Source organism: Acinetobacter sp. CIP 101966, from assembly GCF_000369725.1.
Classification (GTDB): domain Bacteria; phylum Pseudomonadota; class Gammaproteobacteria; order Pseudomonadales; family Moraxellaceae; genus Acinetobacter; species Acinetobacter lwoffii_Q.
In genome coordinates, this window is the sequence record NZ_KB850159.1 from 509319 (window position 1) to 531121 (window position 21803).

The 21803-nt window shown below is 42.5% G+C and carries 18 protein-coding genes and 1 other RNA gene; 4 read left to right on the top strand and 15 right to left on the bottom strand.

The genetic code is table 11. The features are described 5' to 3' along the window. Positions 1 to 2 precede the first annotated feature (2 nt). The 12 genes from F891_RS05295 to ssrA form a co-directional block, all read right to left on the bottom strand. Positions 3 to 1478 carry an N-6 DNA methylase gene (locus F891_RS05295; RefSeq protein WP_005262478.1) on the bottom strand — a complete coding sequence of 492 codons (1476 nt, stop codon included), beginning with the start codon at positions 1476 to 1478 and terminating at the stop codon, positions 3 to 5. A gap of 57 nt (positions 1479 to 1535) precedes the next feature. After that, on the bottom strand, positions 1536 to 3905 hold the full coding sequence (gene hsdR / locus F891_RS05300) for an EcoAI/FtnUII family type I restriction enzme subunit R (RefSeq protein WP_005262480.1): 2370 nt from the start codon (positions 3903 to 3905) through the stop codon (positions 1536 to 1538). Between the two features lie 173 nt (positions 3906 to 4078). Beyond that, positions 4079 to 5212 (bottom strand): IS4 family transposase, encoded by a 1134-nt coding sequence (locus tag F891_RS05305; RefSeq protein ID WP_004647387.1) that lies wholly within the window; start codon positions 5210 to 5212, stop codon positions 4079 to 4081. Between the two features lie 113 nt (positions 5213 to 5325). After that, on the bottom strand, positions 5326 to 5556 hold the full coding sequence (locus F891_RS05310) for a helix-turn-helix transcriptional regulator (RefSeq protein WP_004811081.1): 231 nt from the start codon (positions 5554 to 5556) through the stop codon (positions 5326 to 5328). A 96-nt stretch (positions 5557 to 5652) separates the two neighbouring features. Further along, the gene (locus F891_RS05315) at positions 5653 to 6552 is read right to left on the bottom strand and encodes a recombination directionality factor (RefSeq protein WP_005262483.1); all 900 of its coding nucleotides are present in this window, start codon (positions 6550 to 6552) and stop codon (positions 5653 to 5655) included. Between the two features lie 277 nt (positions 6553 to 6829). Continuing rightward, entirely contained in the window at positions 6830 to 7894 is a 1065-nt protein-coding gene (locus tag F891_RS05320; protein WP_005262484.1) for a YqaJ viral recombinase family nuclease, read from the bottom strand. A gap of 149 nt (positions 7895 to 8043) precedes the next feature. Next, the gene (locus tag F891_RS05325; RefSeq protein ID WP_005262485.1) at positions 8044 to 9078 is read right to left on the bottom strand and encodes a DUF932 domain-containing protein; all 1035 of its coding nucleotides are present in this window, start codon (positions 9076 to 9078) and stop codon (positions 8044 to 8046) included. A 20-nt stretch (positions 9079 to 9098) separates the two neighbouring features. Continuing rightward, positions 9099 to 9371 carry a hypothetical protein gene (locus tag F891_RS05330; RefSeq protein ID WP_005262489.1) on the bottom strand — a complete coding sequence of 91 codons (273 nt, stop codon included), beginning with the start codon at positions 9369 to 9371 and terminating at the stop codon, positions 9099 to 9101. A gap of 66 nt (positions 9372 to 9437) precedes the next feature. After that, the gene (locus F891_RS05335) at positions 9438 to 10355 is read right to left on the bottom strand and encodes an inovirus-type Gp2 protein (protein WP_005262490.1); all 918 of its coding nucleotides are present in this window, start codon (positions 10353 to 10355) and stop codon (positions 9438 to 9440) included. A gap of 299 nt (positions 10356 to 10654) precedes the next feature. Continuing rightward, on the bottom strand, positions 10655 to 12172 hold the full coding sequence (locus F891_RS05340) for a hypothetical protein (RefSeq protein ID WP_005262493.1): 1518 nt from the start codon (positions 12170 to 12172) through the stop codon (positions 10655 to 10657). Between the two features lie 276 nt (positions 12173 to 12448). Further along, entirely contained in the window at positions 12449 to 13585 is a 1137-nt protein-coding gene (locus F891_RS05345; RefSeq protein ID WP_005262494.1) for a tyrosine-type recombinase/integrase, read from the bottom strand. 183 nt (positions 13586 to 13768) lie between these two features. Beyond that, positions 13769 to 14127: a transfer-messenger RNA gene (gene ssrA, locus F891_RS17310) on the bottom strand. Between the two features lie 130 nt (positions 14128 to 14257). Here ssrA and glpK point away from each other — a divergent pair. Beyond that, complete coding sequence (gene glpK, locus F891_RS05350; RefSeq protein ID WP_005251174.1) at positions 14258 to 15742, top strand: glycerol kinase GlpK; 1485 nt, start codon at positions 14258 to 14260, stop codon at positions 15740 to 15742. A 73-nt stretch (positions 15743 to 15815) separates the two neighbouring features. Here the strand turns inward: glpK and F891_RS05355 are convergent, their stop codons facing one another. After that, positions 15816 to 16313: a thioesterase family protein gene (locus F891_RS05355; RefSeq protein WP_005251173.1), complete on the bottom strand. Its 498-nt coding sequence runs from the start codon at positions 16311 to 16313 to the stop codon at positions 15816 to 15818. A 105-nt stretch (positions 16314 to 16418) separates the two neighbouring features. On the opposite strand from F891_RS05355, the gene hemB reads away from it, so the two are divergent. Both hemB and thiO read left to right on the top strand, forming a co-directional pair. Beyond that, the gene (gene hemB, locus F891_RS05360; protein ID WP_004279288.1) at positions 16419 to 17432 is read left to right on the top strand and encodes a porphobilinogen synthase; all 1014 of its coding nucleotides are present in this window, start codon (positions 16419 to 16421) and stop codon (positions 17430 to 17432) included. 15 nt (positions 17433 to 17447) lie between these two features. Then, positions 17448 to 18572: a glycine oxidase ThiO gene (gene thiO / locus F891_RS05365; RefSeq protein WP_005251168.1), complete on the top strand. Its 1125-nt coding sequence runs from the start codon at positions 17448 to 17450 to the stop codon at positions 18570 to 18572. On the opposite strand, the gene F891_RS05370 is transcribed toward thiO, so the two are convergent. Further along, entirely contained in the window at positions 18561 to 19466 is a 906-nt protein-coding gene (locus F891_RS05370; protein WP_005251167.1) for a TIGR01777 family oxidoreductase, read from the bottom strand. The two genes, thiO and F891_RS05370, sit on opposite strands and share 12 nt — an antisense overlap. A 155-nt stretch (positions 19467 to 19621) precedes the next feature. After that, positions 19622 to 20080, bottom strand: coding sequence for an ABZJ_00895 family protein (locus tag F891_RS05375; protein ID WP_005107697.1), 459 nt, complete (start codon positions 20078 to 20080; stop codon positions 19622 to 19624). 469 nt (positions 20081 to 20549) lie between these two features. Between F891_RS05375 and F891_RS05380 the strand changes: the two genes are divergently transcribed. Next, on the top strand, positions 20550 to 21803 hold the full coding sequence (locus F891_RS05380; RefSeq protein WP_005251166.1) for an exonuclease SbcCD subunit D: 1254 nt from the start codon (positions 20550 to 20552) through the stop codon (positions 21801 to 21803).

The following is a 21803-nucleotide window of genomic DNA, read 5'->3' on the forward strand; positions in this document are numbered from 1 at the left end:
AATTATTGGCTTAACGCTTCATCTAAAATCGTTTTTAGCTGGTTACGGATTTTGCTGATCTCAGCTTGTAAATCCGTATACTGCGCCAACAATTCTTCAGGGTCTTTGATTTCCTCTTCCGCTTGATGCGGATTCTTAATATCTAAATTGTAATTACGATCTAAAATCTCTTGCTTAGAAACTTTCCACGCCTGTTCATTTTGCACACGACTCACAAAATCGTCAGCTTCATTGCCCCACCATGCTTTAATCGGGTCAAATTCTTTTACTTGAATCGGCTTGGTCTTGTTATACGCTTTTACACCTTGTGGTAATTGATGCTCATAGAACCAAATATCTTCGGTCTTTTTGCCTTTGGTGAAGAATAAAATATTGGTACTGATTGAAGTGTACGGTGCAAAAACAGATTTCGGTAAACGTACAATGGTATGCAGATTACATTTCTCCATCAGCTCTTCTTTAATGGCGGTTTTAATCCCCTCACCAAACATAAAGCCATCAGGTAACACCACGGCTGCACGACCATTGGCTTTTAAAAGCTGAATCAACAGCACCATAAACAAATCGGCAGTTTCACGGGTTTGGAACTTAGACGGGAAATTCTTCTCAATGCCTTGTTCTTCTGTCCCCCCAAATGGTGGGTTGGTCAGAATCACGTCCACACGCTTATCTGCTGTCCATGAAATCAATGGATAAGACAAAGTATTATCACGACGGATTTTTACAGGCACATCAATGCCGTGCAAAATCATATTGGTGGTGCAAAGCAAATGCGGTAAAGGTTTTTTCTCAATACCGTAAATGCTGTCATGCAAGACTTTTTCATCATCGGCATTTTTCACATATTGCTCACGCTTATGCTCAATTGCAGAAGTTAAAAAGCCACCCGTACCACATGCAGGATCAAGCACAGATTCATGCAGTTTTGGATCAACAATTTGTGCCATAAACGTGGTTACAGCACGAGGGGTATAAAACTCGCCTGAGTTTTTCGCATTTTGCAGATCACGCAGCAATTGCTCGTAAATGTCACCAAAAGCGTGACGCTCACTTGATTTATTAAAGTCAAAGCCTTTTTGAATCTGGTTAATCACTTTACGAATCAGACCACCTGATTTCATGTAGTTATAGGCATCTGCAAAAACAGACTGTACTACACGGGCACGAGGGTCTTCATTTTCCTGAGCAAGATTTTGTAATCTTGGGAAAAGCTGATTATCAATAAAGTCTTTAAGGGCATCTCCTGTAATACCTTCATCATTAGCTGCCCAGTTACGCCAACGGAATTCTTCAGGGATTGGTGATTTAAAGGTCTTGCCTTCAAAAAATGCAAGAGTTTCTGCTTCTTTTTCACGGTCATCAACCACTTTCAGGAAAAGCATCCAAACCAACTGACCTAGACGTTGTACATCACCATCCACACCCACATCTTCACGCATGGTATCTTGAATAGACTTAATTGTTCCCGAAATGCTCATAATTCGACTTCAAATCATTAATATTAAATTTGTGCAAGAGTTTAACAGACAGCAACCTTATGACACATCATCGTAAAGTTGATCGCCCAGTTCTTTCAGTGCTTTTGTATATTCTTCAACCGAACCAAAGGACTGAATAATTTCCATGAGTGATCCTATCTGATTAAAAGGCGGAACTTTTAAAATCTGCACATCTTCAATCGGCTGAATTCCTTGGTCGGCAAATTTGTCTAGCAATGCATCTAATACCTGACGCGCCTGCTCGTTGTACTTGGTAAAGTAATTGCGTTTACGGACGTTATTTGCCCGTTCTTTTTTAGTCAGTGCTGGCTGATCAAAAGCAATGTGACAAATCAGATCAAAAGCATCGAAGTCCTTGCCAACTTCATCTTCTAGTGCTTCAAAAATCACCCCTTGTTTTTGAAACTCTTCAATAATCAGTGATTTCTTTTCTGCCCCTTTCCATTTTCTCAGGAAGGTATCTAAGGATTCATAGTCCTTCAAAATGTGCTCACGGGTATAATCCTTCAGGGATTCTGTGACGAGCTTGCCATCGTTATCATAGAATTGAACACGCTCACCAATCACGCTAACATGCACATTGTTGACCACAAATTTCTTAGGTGTTTCACCTTCGGGATCTTCTCCTTCACCACCAGTAGGTGGATCAAAAGGTTTAGGCTCTACGTCATCACCACCTATGGAATCCTCACCTTCTTCTGGTGGCACAATAGGATCATCACCTTTCGGCTCATAGATCACCACAGGTTCACCATCAAATGTAGGATCGCTAAACAGCTCAGTGGCTTTTTTAAAGTCCATAATCGTGAACCAAGACTTTCCAAACTCTTCATTTACCCGTGTACCACGACCAATGATCTGCTTGAACTCTGTCATGGACTGAATATGCTGATCGAGAACAATCAATTTACAAGTTTGCGCATCAACCCCTGTCGTCATGAGCTTGGAAGTAGTTGCAATGACAGGATAACGTTCTTCAGGGTTAATGAAGTTATCTAGTTCAGCTTTACCTTCTTGATCATCCCCTGTAATACGCATGACATACTTGCGATTTTCTTTAATTTTATCAGGGTTCAGGTTCATAAGAGCCTGACGCATACGCTCTGCATGATCGATATTGTCACAGAACACAATGGTTTTGGCATACGGATCAGTGCTGTTCAAATAGTCAGTAATTTTCTGTGCAACAAGCTCTGTACGTTTTTCCAAAACCAATGTTTTATCCATATCTTTTAAATTGTAGATACGGTCTTCGATTTCGTTGCCATGCTTATCTTTTTGACCCTTGGTTGGTCGCCAACCTTTGAGGTCTTTATCAATATCAATACGGATCACTTTATAAGGCGCGAGGAAACCGTCTTGAATTCCCTGTTTCAAGGTATAGGTATATACAGGTTCACCAAAATAAGTGATGTTGGATGTGTCTTTGGTCTCTTTAGGTGTCGCAGTTAAACCAATGTGGGTCGCTGAATTAAAATATTCAAGAATGTCACGCCATGCGGAATCTTCTTTAGCACTGCCACGATGACATTCATCAATTACGATCAGGTCAAAGAATTCAGGACTAAACTGCTTATAGATGTTCTTCTCTTCTTCTGAACCTGTTACAGCCTGGTATAAAGACAGATAGATTTCATAGCTTTTATCAACCGTGCGATTGGTGATTTTCGTCATCTTATCGCCAAACGGTTTAAAGTCATTATTCTTGGTTTGATCAACTAAAATATTACGGTCAGCCAAAAAGAGAATGCGTTTTTTAGCACCAGATTTCCATAGACGCCAAATGATCTGAAAAGCTGTATAGGTCTTACCTGTGCCTGTTGCCATAACCAATAAGACACGATCTTGCCCACGGGCAATTACTTCCAGAGTCTTATTAATTGCATTGGTTTGATAATAACGAGGTGCACGATCTGTACCATCATCGTAGTAAGGAAATTCGACAATTGCTTTTGCTTCAGGTGTTATTAAACCATGATGCTGTTGATATAGATTCCATAAGAAATCTGGCGGTGGGAATTGATCTAAACCTAGTTCTGTTTCCACCTTATTGGAATTAAACAATTCTGTCTGGTCATGTAAAAGAAAGCCATCTCCATTCGTTGAAAATACAAATGGAGTTTGTAAACAGTCAGCATAACCAAGCGCCTGCTGCATACCAGCACCTAAAGTATGTTTATTGTCTTTGGCTTCAATCACCGCAATTGGAATGTTCTTTTTATAGTAAAGAATATAGTCTGCACGTTTGGTCTCACCGCGGGTATGTAATTTGCCACGAACCATGATTTGACCTTTGGTAAAAGTCACTTCTTCACGGATCTGTTGCGCTGTCCACCCTGCATTTATTAAAGCGGGATAGATAAAACGAGTGCAGATCTCACGTTCTGACAAATCTTTTTTAGACATATATCCTCAAAGCGAATAACTTAATTTTTATCATATATTTAAAGATAACCATTATTTCTAAAATATAAAAGCAAATACTGCATGCTTTTAAACTTAGGTTGAATAGCTTGAAACAAAAAAATAAGGGAGCAAAGGCCACTGCTGTCCCACAATTTTTACAAGAGGAAGCTCATTTAAGCTTCCTCTTGTTTGATGGGGACTTTATCGGGTGAAAATAACGCTTTTAAGGTTTTTATTTCAAATAAATTCACTTGAATTATTCTGAGTAAGCGCTGAACTGTCCAGCCTTTTTTCCCTAAATGTTGAGCGAAACTTACCAGTAAATAGGCGATCATCGCAATCCAGATTTGCGTCTGAATGGCGTTCTTGCTTCGGCCTAAAAAGGCTTTTAATTTCAGGTTCTGTTTAATCGCTTTAAAGAACAATTCAACTTTCCAGCGGTCTTTGTAAATCGCTGCAATGGTAGAGGCAGCTAGATGAAAGTTATTGCTGAGAAAGCTAAAGTGCTTGCCACTTTGCTGATCTCTATATTCAATTCTTCTTAATACGGGGGCTTTTCTTTTTAGGGCATGTGCGCTATTTAGCTGAATGGTTTCATCTTTTAGAATGCCTTTGGATTCAAGCACTGGATGTTGCTGGATCACCTGATACACCGATTTAGGTCTAAAACGTGTCACAAAGCTAACGTTTTGAGCGCTTAGATTCGCATACCATTGATAATCGACATAGCCTTTATCAAAGACCACAATGCTGCCAGCGGGAAACTGGAATTTTCGGCCTTGTAACATGTCATTTTCTTTACCATTTTCAACTGCAATAAACTCAGGAATATCATTGCTGTGATTCAATCCTATGCTGAGTTTCATGCTGGCTTTTGAGTCGTGAACTTTGGCCCATTCACATAAGGAAAGCGACAGGTCAATATGACTGGCATCCAGGGAATATAATGGATTCTTAAAGCGAAATTTATGGGCTACTTTTGAGTGTTCATAGTATTTAAGCAACTTGTAAAAGAGCTGTTGATACAAGGCAGCAGGCTGCTGCTCATTGATTCGTGCCAGTGTACTTCGGGGAATAGACTTTGCTCCGAAATGACTCAGTTTGTCCTGTTGGCACTCCAGATTGGATTGAATATCTCTCAGACTTTGCCTGCAGGAAAGTTGAGACATCAAGATGGCAATAAACTGATCCCATCTTGAAGCCGCTCTAAATTTCTGTCCAACATGGTGTACTTTAGCAAGTTGCTCAAAATCCTGTCGCACGACGGGTTTAATAAGCTGATGAAATACGGTATTCTGATGTGACAAAACCTGAATCCTGGTCGTTAAAGTGTTTGTTTGCACTCATATTTTAACGATTTGGACTCAGGTTTTTTATTTAAAGCAAACTATGGGACAGCAGTGGGCATGCAGCTCCCTTTCTATTCTCGACTCGCCAACTTACTTTCAATCCATTGATGGATCTCATAAGCTGACCAGCCGATACGATTTTGAGTAATTTTAACTTTCCTTGGGAATGTAGGATCGTAATAAGGTGAATTCTCATCCATCATTTCATAGATAGTTGAACGTCCTACTCCTGTAAACAGCACAACTTGTTTGATATTGATAAGCTGATTCATTTGAAATGTTTGACCAATAAATGTATTCATGACTGATTCTCCTTAGATTGTTTAAGCGAGCTGTCTACCGCTCAAACAATCAGGACGTTCTGTAAAAAACTAATTTGAATACTTCAGCACCTTGGCCTAATTCACCGCTCTTACACTTTGCTGCAACCCCTGTTGAATATCTTGTACAAACCCTTCAGGCGAAGTTTGTTGCTCCACTGCCCGGTTCTGTTCTTGTTCAGGATAGTATTCATCCAGCACATCCAACCCTTCCTCTATATCTGTTTCAAATCGCGCATTGGCAAAACCCTTCCTTGCCGTAAAGTCCAAAGCCTCCTGATAAAACCCAGCTTGTTTACTCTGCTCATCAATTTGCCTGGCTTGAGCAATCGCATCATTCAAGTTAATCCCTTCCCTTAAAGTTAGATCCACGTAATACACCGGCTGACGATAGCTTTGTGTGGTGCTTTTTCCTCTTAAAGTCAGTTGCAAAGGCAAGCAAGACAATAAGCCTCCTGAAGCGGCATGGTAATAACTCAGCCGTGCAGCCAAAGTCCGAATACTGTTAAAGCCTGTAGTTCTAAAGATGAAGGTACCAAACTCATCCGAGTCATCCAGGTTCACATGTAAACGTCCATAAGGTTTGCAGTTGCCACCTTGAGCAAGAGGACATAAATCTGGCGATGGACAGGGATGTTGCTCTACGCCTTGATTGGTTAATCGCTGGCAGGTTTCCCCATTACCGACACAGACAGGGCGACCGGTCTGACGGTCAAACAGGCTGTACTCTGCACGTAGGTTTAAGTCAGGATCATTGAAGATCATTCTGACAGGGATTGAGCGTAGTTTTTGATTCGGCGTATTGGCTCGAAGCTGTTCATCCAGTGGATGTTTCACCCATCCTTCTTTGCTTTGGATTTGGGACGTAATGGTGAATTGATCATCTTTTTCCGGTAGGCGTTTGCCATTCTTTTCTACTACCCGACCAATACTGATACGCCCTAGAGCTGGTGGTGTAATCGCTAAACCTTTAATCATGGAAAATATCCTTAAATTTATTTTCTTACAGATTTGCCGCTGCTATGTAAGAGACGTGTTTCAAAGACACTCAATAAATCCAATCAACAGAAATAGATTATTGCTAGCAGACCAGCCGTAGATATGTAAGAAGCATGTTTCGAAATAATTGAATCAACTAAAAATGAATGAATAACGTTGCTAGCAACAAAAGCCGCGACCGTTTGCCCTCTATTCCTAGCGAATGGAGGGCGGGGAGCGGTTTTTGCGCCTCGCTAATTGAATGGGCTGAAACAGGCTAGTCGGTATAGATATTGAATCGACGACCGCCTTGCTTCTGAAGGGGATAAAGCTCAATAAGTTCAGGCTGGTGCTGAAGCAATGCCTTGGTATTCAGACTGATGGAGTCCTTGGCTTTCTTCCACACCACCGAGCCACGACTAAACACAGCTCTTTCAGCATCTTTCATCAGCATTTGGATGTGATGCTTCAGCTGGTCAAAGCGTTCCTGCTTATGCTGAATCTCTTCTTTCATTTTAATGAGCTGATCAAACATTAAATTGGCATTTTCATTTTGCGAGAGATCTTCAACGCTCAGCGGTACATGCGCTGGATAGAGTTGCAGAATGGCTTTGGCTGCGGATTCACTGGCATCGACTGATGGCGGTGTATCGTTTTCCACACATTCCCAGAAATAACGCTCTGCCTGAATGATGTGTCGAATGACTGATTCAGAACGGCTGACTTTAAAGATCTTGGTTTCATGCCCACAGATCAGAACACAGACATGCGCTGCCTGTTTACCTGTGACAGCAAGTTGGTGTTGCACCTGACACAGCACGTACAACGGCACACCATCTCGCCATAGCCTGGCACCATGCTCTCCGGCAGTTTTACACTCCAGGATCTGGACGTCATCACTCCCCACCACCGCATAATCCAGATTTGCCAACATAAAAGCTTTGTCTGGGTCGGGATGCTGAAGCACGGCATTCACTCGTCTCACTTTATTATTGGTGTGCAGACTGTAGTACTCAGCCACCAATGGCTCTAGCTGTTTGCCCCAATACAGCGGTGCAACGCCTGAGCTGTCATCATCAACGTTCTGCTGAGTTCGACCAGTCTTGATCATCCACAGCTCCAGCATAGACATATAGGGATTTAGGCCACAGGCAGTTGCAGCATCACTGCTGCCAATCCCTTGCTTACGCACTTCTAGCCATTCTTGGTAATCCATATTTTTAGTATTGGCTAAACGTTTGGCTGTCGCTGTTCGTTTCGCTACGGTATTTGATTCATTCATCTCATTCAGAATTGGGAAATGAGGGAGTTGATGGGTATTCATCGGTGCAATCTGATTCATGGTCTGATCCTTATAAATAGCTGGGGCTGTAAAATTTTCGGCATAAAAAAAGCCACATCTGGAGATGTGGCAAAAGGGGGTCTTCACTGGAGAAGGATCATCTACATGACCCTTGACCGTTACTGTAATACTACTGGGTTAAATAAAACTTAAACCACTAAGCGGAGTGCCTGTTCTAGTCCACGCTGCTTTAACGCAGCACCTGCACCAAACCAAGCAGAATCGAGACGATGATCGGTACTCATGGCACGACGTTCATGATCGGCAAACTCGGTAATTGAACAGAGTAAGCCATAAGCAGTATCTTTGGCTGAGCTAAGTTCTGCACCACGTCCTTGTCCATTAAACATATTCATGGCTTTGCTCATGGCACGTCCATTCGGTTCAGACTTTTCTTTCGCTGGATTTGGATTGGCAATATTGCGATAGAACTGAATGATGTTCTCCTCCTGATCTGCAATGCTTAGGCTAGTATTGTTAAACACCGCATCAAAATACGCAGCCGCTTCACCTTGAGTAACTTTACGTTGAGTCAGCTGTTTCATTTCATACATATGCTCATCCCATGCACGGACTGAAATCCCCAGCTGTTGCTTGACCTTATCGGCATCAAACTTGGTGCTGTGTGGCACTTTAACCACACCCGTACTGCTGCTCTGTCCACGTAAGGCAATCGCTAAGGTGTTGTTACACACCACCCGGATATTGGTAAATTGTGCAGTGGTGGCCAGTGTGCCATCGCAGGCAGTCGCCAGCAGAATATAGCCATTACTGACATCCTTACCCTTGAGTGCTGTGCTTTGTCCGGTACGTGCTAAAGCCCAGAACTTCTTACCACCTTTGAGAACACCTGCAGTTTCCAGTTCAAAACCGGATTGCTCAGTCAGATCTCGGTAGAACTCCAGAATCTCCATCGGCTGGACTTCCTGATAACGCTGACTCACTACCGATAGAGGTGCATGAGTATCTGAACGATACAATACTCGCTGTTCTTCATAGGGCATGATAATGCTCTGCCCACGTTCATTCTGTGCCATGTAGCTGACATCGGAGGATTCAATCCGCCAATCCATACCTGCTTGCTGTGCCCAGACTTCGATGGGCTGATTCTGTGTCAAGTGATTACCCAAGCCATGCCAGGGAGTGTCACCAACATAAGCCATTTGTTCGACTTGATGCGCCATATCCTTTCTCCTAAAGTGGGTTAATCAAAATTGCGTTGGCAATGGTGACAGTGGAAGTAACGAACGGGTGTCGCTACTGGTCGGGAGGGCTGGATGAAACTATCAATCAATCCACCGACGACTGCACCTGCAATACCCCCCATCCACGGAGAGATCGGCATCGGCAAACTTTTAGAAATGCTGGCACCAATACCAGCACAGGTCATGGAAGACAGGCTACCCTGATTGGCTGGCTGTTGGTCAATCACACGGCTAACGTTTTCGGAATGGCAATAAGGACATGTAATATTCATAAGATATACCTCTAAAATGAAAAAAGGCTTACCGTCTGATAAGCCTTTGAATGTGTAAATAAACATTCACTGTTCATGTAGATGATGTATATCTATGATTTTTTGGGATCGACGATTCTTACGCTTACGCTGATCTTTCTTTAATTGCCCCTTTCTAAACTGTCGCATACCCAATAAGGGTCCTCGGATATATTGATCATCCTTTTCAGGATCAGCTAAGTAAGCGAGCATCTTTTGGGCCTTACTTCTTTTAGCTAGATCGGACCTTTCCAGCAAACCAAGACCCCACTGGTCTTTCTGCTGATGATACTGCCTGTAATCAGACTGGTTACAATTGAAAAACAGACCATCATCTCCCGTAATTTTTTCCTTCCAGATCTCACCTATACGCATTCCTAGATAACTATCACCATATCGCAATGAGCCGTTATAGATCACCAAGAGATGACAGTGATACCCCTTACTCTTTCCTCCTTGTTCCAGTCGATAGGCATAACCGACCTGATCTTTAAAAATCGTATCCTTGTCTTGAACCCGCTTAATCATTCTTTTGATATCTTGAGCAAAGCGTTCAATACTTGGGTCACGCCCAGTGCGATAAAATAAATCCACCCGTACAAGCAATAATTTGCAATGGTCGTCAACCAGCCCATCAAAGTACTTAAACAAACTTTTTTTATTTTCCTTATTATTTTCACAAAATTCATTAATGAACTCTTCATGATGCTCTCTAAGTTCAGACTGGAACCTTTGAAATGCAGCACGACGATAGAATATTTCTTCATCGCTACGTTTGATTCGTTTAGGTAATAAATCAAAGTAAGCTTGAATCAAAGGTCTGTACATTCTGTTTGAGTCAGAAATTAATTCGACATCTTTGCTTAATCCATCCAACTCAGATTCGAGATCTTGCCAGTGATATGTTTTTTTAATCACTTTCTTCATCAGGTTTTCAATTGCCAGTAAAGTTTGTGCTTCATTCATCGTTGTCGTCCTATGGTGGTTAATTCCATAGGAGTGACTGATCTGTATTTTTTAACTTTGAAGCGGGTGAGTTATTTTTCTCTCAATAAAACACCTTCATCATTTGGGGATGATGAAGGTTATTAAGTTGTTTAAGTATTTAATAATATTAAATATATATCCTAGCTATTCTCAAACTGAATAAGCCAGCAAGCGCAAGACTAAAATGAAAATCTCTACTTCTATAGCAAACAGGGAAAATCTTACGAATTACCCTGTATTTATAGGGAAAAGTGAAGCGTAAGTTAAGTACTAAAAAATTATTTATTAGACTGCCCTCTCCTAAAGCGATTTGAAATTTCATCGACATAGTCCATTTCAAAAAACTCTAAGAATATGAAATAAGGTAAAACCTTTTGTTCAAAAGTTTTCCACTTAGTTTTATCACCTAATTCAATAAAAAACTCTGGTGATAGCTCATACAATAAATTTTGCAAAATTGGAATCGGCTCAAATTGTAAAGAAACTTTTTTTCCTTCAAAATTTTCATGCTGTTGATCTAGAACCATTTGAAGATAATTTTCCAATTCCTTGCGAATATTTCTGTATTTATACAGCTGCTCACCCTCATTTTCAGTTTGTTGTATCAAAGCTTCTGCCTTAAATACACACACTAAATCAAGTATAAGATCCTGGGTTTCAGAATCCTCTTTCCAGAAATATAGGAAATCTGAATAACCATTTAATCCATTAGGTTTCTTAGCTTTTTTATTAAAAGTACCAAATAAACTTTGAAATTGCTCAGCTGTTACCCGCTCTGAATCAGAATTCAATCGGATTTGAGAACGATACAAAAGAATACTTTGACGTTCATATTTCTTAAAGTATGAGATCGCCTCTGATAATTGTTTAGAGCGCCTGTCCCATGCTTTCGTCATATCAATACGGCTCGGCTTTACTATCATAGCAGCAGGTTCTACATCGCCCTCTCGTACCCTATACTGCATTCTTGAAGGCAAATTTTTCTTATGCCTACCACTCTCAGCAAATGACTTTAATCTCATTAAAAGGTGATCTAAATCAGATAGCGAAGTAAAGTTGAGATCATGCTGGAGCGTAAAAGTCGTTTTTTCCCCAACTGGGGGGTCCAATTCTTTAAAAAAATCCACCAGTATTTTTATATTTCTTGACAAATATTCACAATCCAGCAGCTTTATAAAATCTTTCTTTCTCCACAAAAACAAAAATTCCAACCCCAAACGTGTCATCCTGTTTTGTAATTGCAATGGCGTTTCTTCTTTTACCTTTTCGCCAGAGGTTCCGAAAAATATGAAAGCAGGTGTTGGCTGATGTAACAGCGCTAACATAAAGACTTCTATTCGTCTTAGTACTCTTATGCTGTAGAATTTATCGACCACTCTATAGAGTAGATCCCCATACTTGGGAAGGTCTGTACGCCCAAAAGGAAAATCTCTATTTTCTACATTTAACTCTTCATAAAGAATTTCTATAACATCTAAATATTCTTTTGCCCACTTATGTTTCTTGATGCTTGCTGCTAACGCCTTATTATCTCTTGGTACCAGATCATCTAATAAAATACTCTGGTTCGTATTTTTTTCAATTTTACGTCGACCATCATATCTTCTGCTATCTGCAATAGAATCCTTTGATGGCTTTAAGGCTTTAATCCTTTCATCATCCAGTATTCGATTGAGAATAGCCTCAGCCACACTGTCTATCATTTGATCCTTTTCATCAAATGATATTCCCCCTAGAATATCATTATTATCTTGTTCACTCTGGTCAACTGATTGATCTTTTTCGATATCATTCATAACACTATATCATCATTGCTACTATATCTATGTCGCTCAAACTACCATTACAATTCCCAGTATGTAAACCATTAATTCCCATATATTTTTAATTAAATTCCCATGTTTTAAACTATCGATTCCCAGTTAAATAATTCGCCTCTTTCTAGTTCTTACTCAAAATGTGCTCAAGTAAAAGTATCTTTGTAATTGATTACGTAATTGAAAATTTCGCATTTTTTATAGATATAAAAAAACCATGCCTAAGAGCATGGTTCTCAATTGAGTATCAGTTAATTAGCTAATCCATTCTTTTACCTTTTTCTCATACCACTCCATAATCTTCACACGCTCATCCCAGTACTGTGCTCTGTTATAGGCCGAGCGAATTCTATTTTGTGGCACATGAGCAAGCTGCCGTTCAATGGCATCGGGATTAAACAAATTTGATTCGTTTACGACTGTACTGAATAGCGATCTAAAACCATGTGTGGTCATCCTACCTGCATAACCTGAACGTTTAATCACAGCCAAAATAGACTCACTACGCATTGATTCTTTGTTATTCAAACGATGTGGAAATAACAGTTCCTGATTATGAGTAAGCCTTAAAGCCTTTAGCTCAGCAATCATCATGTCCGTCAACGGTACACGATGAGGAAGACGGTTCTTCATACGCTCTTCAGGGATATCCCACTTACGCCCTTCCAGATCAAATTCTTCCCAGCGTGCTTGTAGCAACTCACTAACCCGAACACCTGTCAGCATGATCAGAATAATGGCATGATGTGTTTGAGCATCACTTGGGTATGCTCTTACCTTTCTTAAAAATTCAGGCATTTCAGAGGCTGTAAGCGAAGCCAGGTTTTTGACTCTTTTGTTCTTGAGCGCACAAACCAGATCACCTGCCGGATTATCATAGCGGTATCCATGTGCAATGGCATATTTCATGACCATGCCACAGCGAGATAAGGTACGTTTTGCAATTTCAAGCGAGCCTCTAGCTTCAATCTTCTTAACGATCTGCAGAATCTCAGGTGCCTGAATTTGATTAATACGCTTATTAGCAAGAGCAATATAAAGCTCATCCAAGGAAGCTCGAACATTACTAATATGTTTGGATGACCAGGTTTCTTTTTGATTATTAAACCAATCCTCTGCGACTTCCTTAAAATAAGGCTGCTCCTGCTCGACCTCAATTGTATTTTTGAGTTTATATCTCAGATCAAGCGCGATCTCCCTTGCACGCTTTAAACTTAGCTCAGGATAGATACCTAATGCTTTGGACTTCCTTTGTCCATTTTCCGTGTATCTGATAGACCAATATTTTTTGCCATTCGGATCGATTCGTAAAGACAGACCATTAATATCAGAAAGGCGGTACTGTTTTTCCTGCGGTAATGCTTTTTTACACAGCACATCAGTAAGCGACATATCTTTGTCCCACATAATTAAACTTATTTAGTGGGTCAAATTGTCCCAATTTTGACCCTCATAAAGCAAAAATAGGGTCAAACGGCTTAGGACAAGGTCGGACAATACAGCCAATAAAAAAGCCTTTAAACATTGAGTTTAAAGGCTTTTTTAGATTCCGATGGATTACTTCGGAAAGAATTTTGGTGGAGGTGGCGGGAGTTGAACCCGCGTCCGCCAGCACTACGCTCGAGAATACTACATGCTTAGATATCGTCTATTGTTTTAACTCTTTGTGACCCGACGAACAGGGTACAAATCGCGATCCTCTTGATTTAGTACAAAGCCCCGAGGCTTGGCTTTATACGGACTTGTGTGCGTGCGCTTCAGTCGGACTCTCTAACCACAAGTATTCGGAGAGGCGGACAAGCTGCCCTTAGGCAGCTAGAGCGTATGATTCGTCGTTTGCGACTAAAAAATGCAAATTTGATTTACGAGAGAAAATGCGCTCTCGGCATGCATCTATGAGTTTCATCACCAGCGTCGAAGCCAGAAACACCCCCAAAGTACAAGGCAATCATAGCATAAATGTCAAAAATTACGATGTATTTTCTAAACATTTACACAACTTGATGCGCTTAATTACATTATTGCGCTAATATTTTACTTTTCAAGCCGAATAACAGAAAAATTATGAGCTATTTACTGACCCTAGATCAAGGAACCACATCGAGTCGGGCTATTATTTTTAATGAACATGGACAAATTCAGGCAACGGCTCAACGTGAAACCCATATTCAGACGCCACATTCAGGTTGGGTCGAACAGGATGCTCAGGAAATCTGGAGCACGCAGATTGCGGTGGTACAGCAAGCGCTCGCTACCGCAAGAATTCTCGCCAAAGATATTAAAGCCATTGGTCTGACCAATCAGCGCGAAACCACGGTGGTTTGGGATCGAAGAAATGGTAAACCGCTCGCCCCGGCAATCGTCTGGCAGGACCGTCGTACCTCTGACTGGTGTAACCGGCTGATTGATCAAGGCTTGATGTCCAAAATTCAGCAAAAAACCGGTCTACGGATTGATCCTTATTTTAGTGCAGGAAAATTGGTCTGGTTTCTGGAGCATGTAGAAGGCGTACGTGAACTGGCTGAACAGGGTCATGTCGCTTTTGGTACTATCGATAGCTGGCTGATCTGGAACCTGACTCAAGGCGCAGAACATGTGATTGAAGCCAGCAATGCTTCCCGTACCATGCTGATGAATCTACATCAACAAACTTGGGACGAAGAACTGCTGGAGCTGTTTCATATTCCTGCTTCAGTCTTACCAAAAATTATTTCCTCGGATAATTATATCGCTGACACCGCTTCAGGTTTACTCGGTGCCAATATCCCCATTACCGGGATTCTAGGTGATCAGCAATCTGCACTGTTTGGTCAATCCTGTTTTGAAGTGGGGAGCGCAAAAAACACCTATGGCACCGGCTGTTTTATGCTGTTCAATACCGGTCAAGACATCCAGCTCAGTCAGAATAAACTGCTTTCTACCCTTGCCTGGCAAGCGCAGGGTCAAACCACCTATGCACTGGAAGGCAGCGTCTTTATGGCAGGTGCGGTAGTGCAATGGCTACGTGATGGTCTCGGGATTATTCAAAAAAGCGATGATATCGAAAAACTGGCCTGTAAAGTTAAGGATACCGACGGCGTGGTTTTGGTTCCGGCCTTTACCGGACTTGGCGCGCCGCATTGGGACAGTGAAGCGCGTGCCCTGCTCTGTGGCATGTCTCGTGGTACGACTCAAGCGCATATCGCCCGAGCAGCCTTAGAATCAATCGCTTTTCAGGTATCGGATGTCCTCAGTGCAATGCAATCCGATATTGCCCACCCTTTAAAAGAATTACGGGTCGATGGCGGTGCCAGTAGCAATGACATGCTGATGCAGTTTCAGGCAGATATTCTCAATGTGCCGGTGCTACGTCCGAAAATGCTGGAGTCTACCGCTTGGGGAGCAGCAGCCATGGCCGGATTAAAATCCGGAATATTTTCCAGTCTGGAGGAAATTTCGCAGTCTTGGCAACTTGAACATGCCTTTGAACCGAAAATGCAAAATGATGAACGTGAAGCTCATTTAGCCAAATGGCAGAAGGCCTTAAATCGGGCCAAATCAGATCTATAACCTGTATCGATCTGAAGGTCGAAAGCTAAAAAAGCACTGTTCAACAGTGCTTTTTATTTTCTATCTCTTACCCTCAATAAGCATAAGATGCGATCGCTGTAGCAATTGGCTTATCTTCATCATTGACCATGGTCATACGCATGGTGCAGCCCTTACGCCCCAAACGTAAGGTTTCTGCCCGCGCGATAAAATATTTACCGCGCCCAGGTGCCAGATAATCCACCCGCATATCCACTGTCGCCAAACGCGAGACTTTTTTAATGGTATCGGCAATGGTTTCAGGTTCGGCTTTTTTATATAGCTCCCCCATCGCTACAATTCCACCGACACTATCGAGTACCGTGGCCGCAAGACCGCCATGCAAAATTTGAAACGCGACATTCCCAACCATAAAATCCTGCATTTCCACATAGGCTTCAATCTGGCCCTCGACCACCCGCATGGTCATGCCATTATGCTTAAAAAAAGGAGAGCTATTAAAAGCATGTACCAGCTGGTTCAGGACTACATCAATATCCACTTTCGAGCCCAGATGTATATTACCTGTCCAGTTTCTCTCTGTCTTACTCATCACTCTGCCCGAATCCACCACAATAAAAAACCGCTAATTTATGCCCAAAAATTTGAGTTAGGGCTACAATAGAGGCCTAGTTTAATACTGATTACTGAGATTTTTATGACTTATACGTTCAATCGTCCCGCGTTTCCTGCAACTCGCATGCGTCGTATTCGTAAAAATGAACATTTACGTTCGATGGTTCGTGAAACCCATCTCGCGGCAGATCATCTCATTTATCCAGTATTTGTCCTGCCAGGACAAAACCAGACCCAAGATATTCCAAGTATGCCGAATATCCAGCGTCTGTCAGCGGACTTGTTGTTAAAAAAATCAGAACGTCTACTGGAACTCGGTGTCAATAAACTGGCGCTATTTCCGGTCACCCCACAAGAAGATAAAAGCCTGACTGCAGAAGCTGCGTGGCGTGAAGATGGTCTGGTACAAAACACCTTGCGTTTATTGAAAAAAGAACTGCCAGAAATGGTGCTGATTACTGACGGCGCATTAGACCCGTATACCACACATGGTCAGGATGGCATTATTGATGAGAACGGTTATGTCTTAAATGATGAAACGGTCGAGTGCCTGATTAAACAGGGCTTGAGCCATGCCGAAGCCGGTGCAGATGTGTTTGCTCCAAGTGACATGATGGATGGCCGGATCGGTGCGATTCGTCAGGCCTTTGAAAAAAATGGTCATATCTATACCTCCATCATGGCCTATTCAGCCAAATATGCATCAAGTTTCTATGGTCCGTTCCGTGATGCAGTCGGTTCTGCCAGCAATTTAAAAGGCGGCAATAAATACAATTACCAGATGGATGTCGGTAACCGTGCTGAAGCCCTGCATGAAATTGCGCTGGATATTCAGGAAGGTGCAGACATGGTGATTGTTAAACCGGGCATGCCTTATCTGGATATCGTCCGCGAAGTCAAAGACACTTTTGGCGTACCAACCTTTGTCTATCAGGTCAGTGGCGAATACGCGATGCTGGCTGCGGCAATTCAAAATGGCTGGTTATCTGATAGCGTCATTTTAGAATCATTGATGAGCTGTCGTCGTGCCGGTGCAGATGGTATCTGGACCTATTTTGCTGAAGAAGCTGCGCTTAAACTGAAAGACATGAAGTAAAAGGATTTCGGCGCAATGCATATTGCCATTGTCGGCGCTGGCATCACCGGTTTGATGTCGGCGCTGGAACTGCTTGAACAGGGATTTTCTGTTACCCTTTTTGATCAACAGGCCGCCGGACAGGCTGCATCCTGGGCTGGAGGAGGAATCCTTTCCCCGATGTATCCGTGGCGTTATCCCGCTGCTGTAAATGCTCTGGCTCGACATGCCAAACCTATGTATCAGGACTGGAATCAAAAACTGCAACCTTTCACTGGCATCGATTTCCAGATTCATGAAACAGGTATGCTGATTTTTGATGAATCCGATTTTGAAATCGGTTTAAGTTATGCCAAAACACATCAGGATCCGCAGCAACAGGCAGAATTGCTTGATCAGGCTAAACTGCAACAGATCAATCCAAGAATTAATCAGAGCAAATTCAAGCAGGCGATTTATTTCCCTGAACTGGCGAATATCCGTAATCCACGGTTATTACAGTCGATCATTCACTATTTGAAGCAGCATCCTCGTGTCACCTGGCAAGAAGACTGTAAAATCACTCGGCTCAATATTCAGCAAGGCTGTGTAAAAAGTATCTCAGATGAACATAGCCAGGTTTTTCAGGCAGATCAATATGTGTTCACAACCGGAGCATGGTCGCAACACTGGTCACAGCAACTTGGTTTGGAAATTCCGGTACAGCCGGTTCAGGGCCAGATGCTGCTGTTTAAAACGCCAGAAAACTGGCTGCCGACCATGTGCATGCATAAGGTGATGTACCTGATTCCACGTCAGGATGGACATGTTTTATGTGGTTCCAGTATGCGTCAGGTCGGTTTTGACACCTCGCCTTCTAGCGAAATCCGGCAGGATATTTTACAGGCGTGTATCGAGATGGTACCGGAACTGGCAGATTTTCCGCTGGTCAAGCAATGGGCCGGATTAAGACCCAGCTCACCCGATGGTATTCCCTATATTGGCAAAATTCCCAAGCTAGACAATGCCTGGGCCAATTTTGGACATTTCCGGAATGGTTTATGCATGGGGCCGGCATCAGGCAAACTACTCGCTCAACTCATCCTTAAACAAATGCCAATCGTTGATCCAGCTCCTTATGATCCTGTCCGTTTATTAGAGCCCAGTCGTTTAGTGCTTTAGGATATTATCCAGTGCTTCTTTCAGAGTTGGATAATGAAACTGGAATCCAGCCTCCTGCAAGGCTTTGGACTGTACATACTGACCGTTTAAGACCAGTTGTGACTGTTCTCCCAGCATCATTTTCAGACTGCATGCGGGTAGTGGAAGTAAGGGTTTGCGCTTCAGAATCTGGGCCGCAGTTCGTGCAAACTGGGCCTGACTACTTTTTTCTGGCGCGACCACATTAAAGATCTGCTCGGCTGTATCCTCAAGTATCAAGAATTCAATCGCACGCAGCACATCCTCTAGATGCACCCAGGTCACTGGCTGACGTCCATGACCAATCCGCCCGAACAGATTCAGCTTAATCGGTAACAACATCTGCGGAAGAATCCCGCCACCTTTACCAAATACCACCGCAAAGCGAACAATCTTGGTGTTCTGGTTAGTATAGGACAAGGCCAGCTGTTCCCACTTCGCACAGAGTTCAGACATAAAAATATCTTGTGGCGGACTTTGCTCCGTGCAGACCTGTTCCCAACGCTCTGTCGGATCAATACCATAATAACCAACCGCTGATGTTGAAATAATCCGTTTCGGTCTAATCTGATTTTTTTCTAAATAATCAAAAACCTTTTTGGTGGTGTCTAAACGGCTATCCAGCAATTTCTTTTTACGCGCTGCCGTCCAGCGGCCTTGACCAATGCTTTCGCCAGCCAGATTGACCACATAATCAAGCTGATGCTGTTTTAATTCATCCAGCTGATTGATCCAATGGAAGTCCGGATGTGGTTCATGTTTATTTTTCTGACGGGTCAGCCCAATCACCCGATAATCCCGTTCCAGTAAAAAACGCACGAGATGACTGCCAATAAAACCACTCGCTCCCGTCAACAGCACTACAGGTTTATACATTCGTCATTCTTCGCCTTATTATTTTCTTGATTTAAATTATACACCACTCATCTTTAGCTTTTTAAACCGAGAAGATCTTTGTAGTGGAGAATTTGTATCTTTCATCATTCAATCAATTTATGAAGATCAGTCGTCACACAATGATTCATCTATACTCACTGAGGTGGATGGCCAAACATTTTCTCTGCCATACGCTGGGCCTGCTTGCCATAAAACCAGTAGGTCAGCAGATACAGCGGAATTGCGATCATCAGGAACATGATCAGCACAATACTCATAAATTGTGGCTGCTGTAGATACAACAGAAAGTCCTGCCAGGCATTCGGATTGGAACGGGTGGCGATAACAATACCGAGCAAGAGAAATAATAAATTATAGCCCCAGTAAATCAGGCTAAACCCGAGGGTGAATTTTTTACGCTCTGCTTGGGTCGGGGCACGTTTTTGCTGTTTTAAAAATTTAAAAAGCACCCAAATCATGGCTACCAGATAGGGAACAATCGTCAAGACTGCACCCATGCCCATCGGCAGCAAGGCTGCGAGTACACCGCAAATACAGGTAAAAATAAAACATATAACGAAAAACCAGATAAAATAACGACTTAGCGGCAACATATGCATGACTCAGTGATCTTCAACAAGCTAGTATAAAAAAAATCAGGTTTTTTTTCATTTTATTGTCAACCATCCACTACAGGGTGACGTTATATAGGGTACAAGGTACAAAAATTTGGACTGGCATCCACGAATTTTTGCTGACCTTTAGAGCTAAAGCAATAAGTCCAGTGTACAGGGAAATTTTGAATAGCAGCCAAAATCTTCATGTAACACAAATTTGACCGACGATTTCATCATCACTCGAATCGTCGGTTTTTATTTTTTAAAATCCCTATTTCTAAAATCTGAGGGCTTGCAGAACCTTTAATATCTGATGATCTGGATACAACCGTCCATTAATATCCATACTGATCAAAATAAATTCAGCCTCCAAATCACAAACAATTCACTGAAATATCGATTTCAAGTAGATTTTTACCTGTGCTTTTTCCTATAGTAGCAAGGCAGACATTTCAGGGTTCATTACATGGCAGTTCATTTTCTTCACACTTCCGATTGGCATCTGGGACAATTTTTCCATAACCATCACCGTGAATTTGAACATGCACAGTTTTTGACTTGGCTACTTGAGCAAATTAAAACAAAGCAGCCGCATGCTCTGCTGATTGCCGGCGATATTTTTGATGTGATCAATCCAGCTTCCAGTGCGCAAAGACAACTATACCAGTTTCTGGCCGACGCCCACGACCTGGCGCCACATATGCAGACCCTGATGATTGCAGGCAATCATGATTCCGGTTATCGGATTGAACAGGTTGAACCCTTGCTGGCCAAATTCAATGCCAAAGCTGTGGGAATCGTAGGCCGCACTGCAGAAAATACCCTGAACCTGGATCGTCTACTTATTCCTATTTATGATCGGGATAAAAATATCATCGCCTGGTGTCTGACCCTACCCTATTTACGCAGTGCCGAAATTACCGGACTGAATGAACATACCAGCAATAACCAGAACGCGATCAGTTATCTGCATCAACAACTGATTGCCGAAGCCAGAGCCCGCAAACAGCCACATCAGGCACTAATTTTAATGTCACATGCGCACATGCAAGGTGGTGAGACCTCCGACTCTGAACGTCCGATTATTGTCGGCAATGAAGAGGCCCTGTCGACGGCGCTGTTTGATGATGTGATTGATTATGTCGCGCTCGGGCATTTGCATAAACCACAAAAAGTCGGTCAGCCACATATTCGCTATAGTGGCTCTCCGATTCCGCTGTCATTTAGTGAGATTAATTATAAGCATCAAATAGTGGAAGTCAGGATTGATCCCGAACAAAACCCGGAAAACCGCTTTCAGTACGATGCCTTAAGCATTCCGCGTACTGTCGAGCTGTTCCGCATTCGTGAAAAGCTGGAAAATTTAATCACTACAATTCAGGCCTTGCCTGCCGGAGAAATCGAGCAGCTTTCTGCACGGCATTTTCTGGAGGTGGAATACACGACCGATGCGCCGCCTCCGGTAGATCTGCGTCAGCAAATAGAACAGGCCCTACCTGCTAACCGTTACCGACTGCTGCGCATCAGCCGGATTTACCAGCAACAGGTCGACCTTAGTTCAAGCCAGTCTAAAATTGATCTGGCACCCCCTACTCCGGAATCGCTATTTTTCAATATCTGGAAAAAAATGGGCTATGAGCAGGATCACTCGGTACAACGGGATTTTCAGGAGTTACTGAATGAAGCCCAACACGAACTTGCACAAAAACAACAAGCCTAG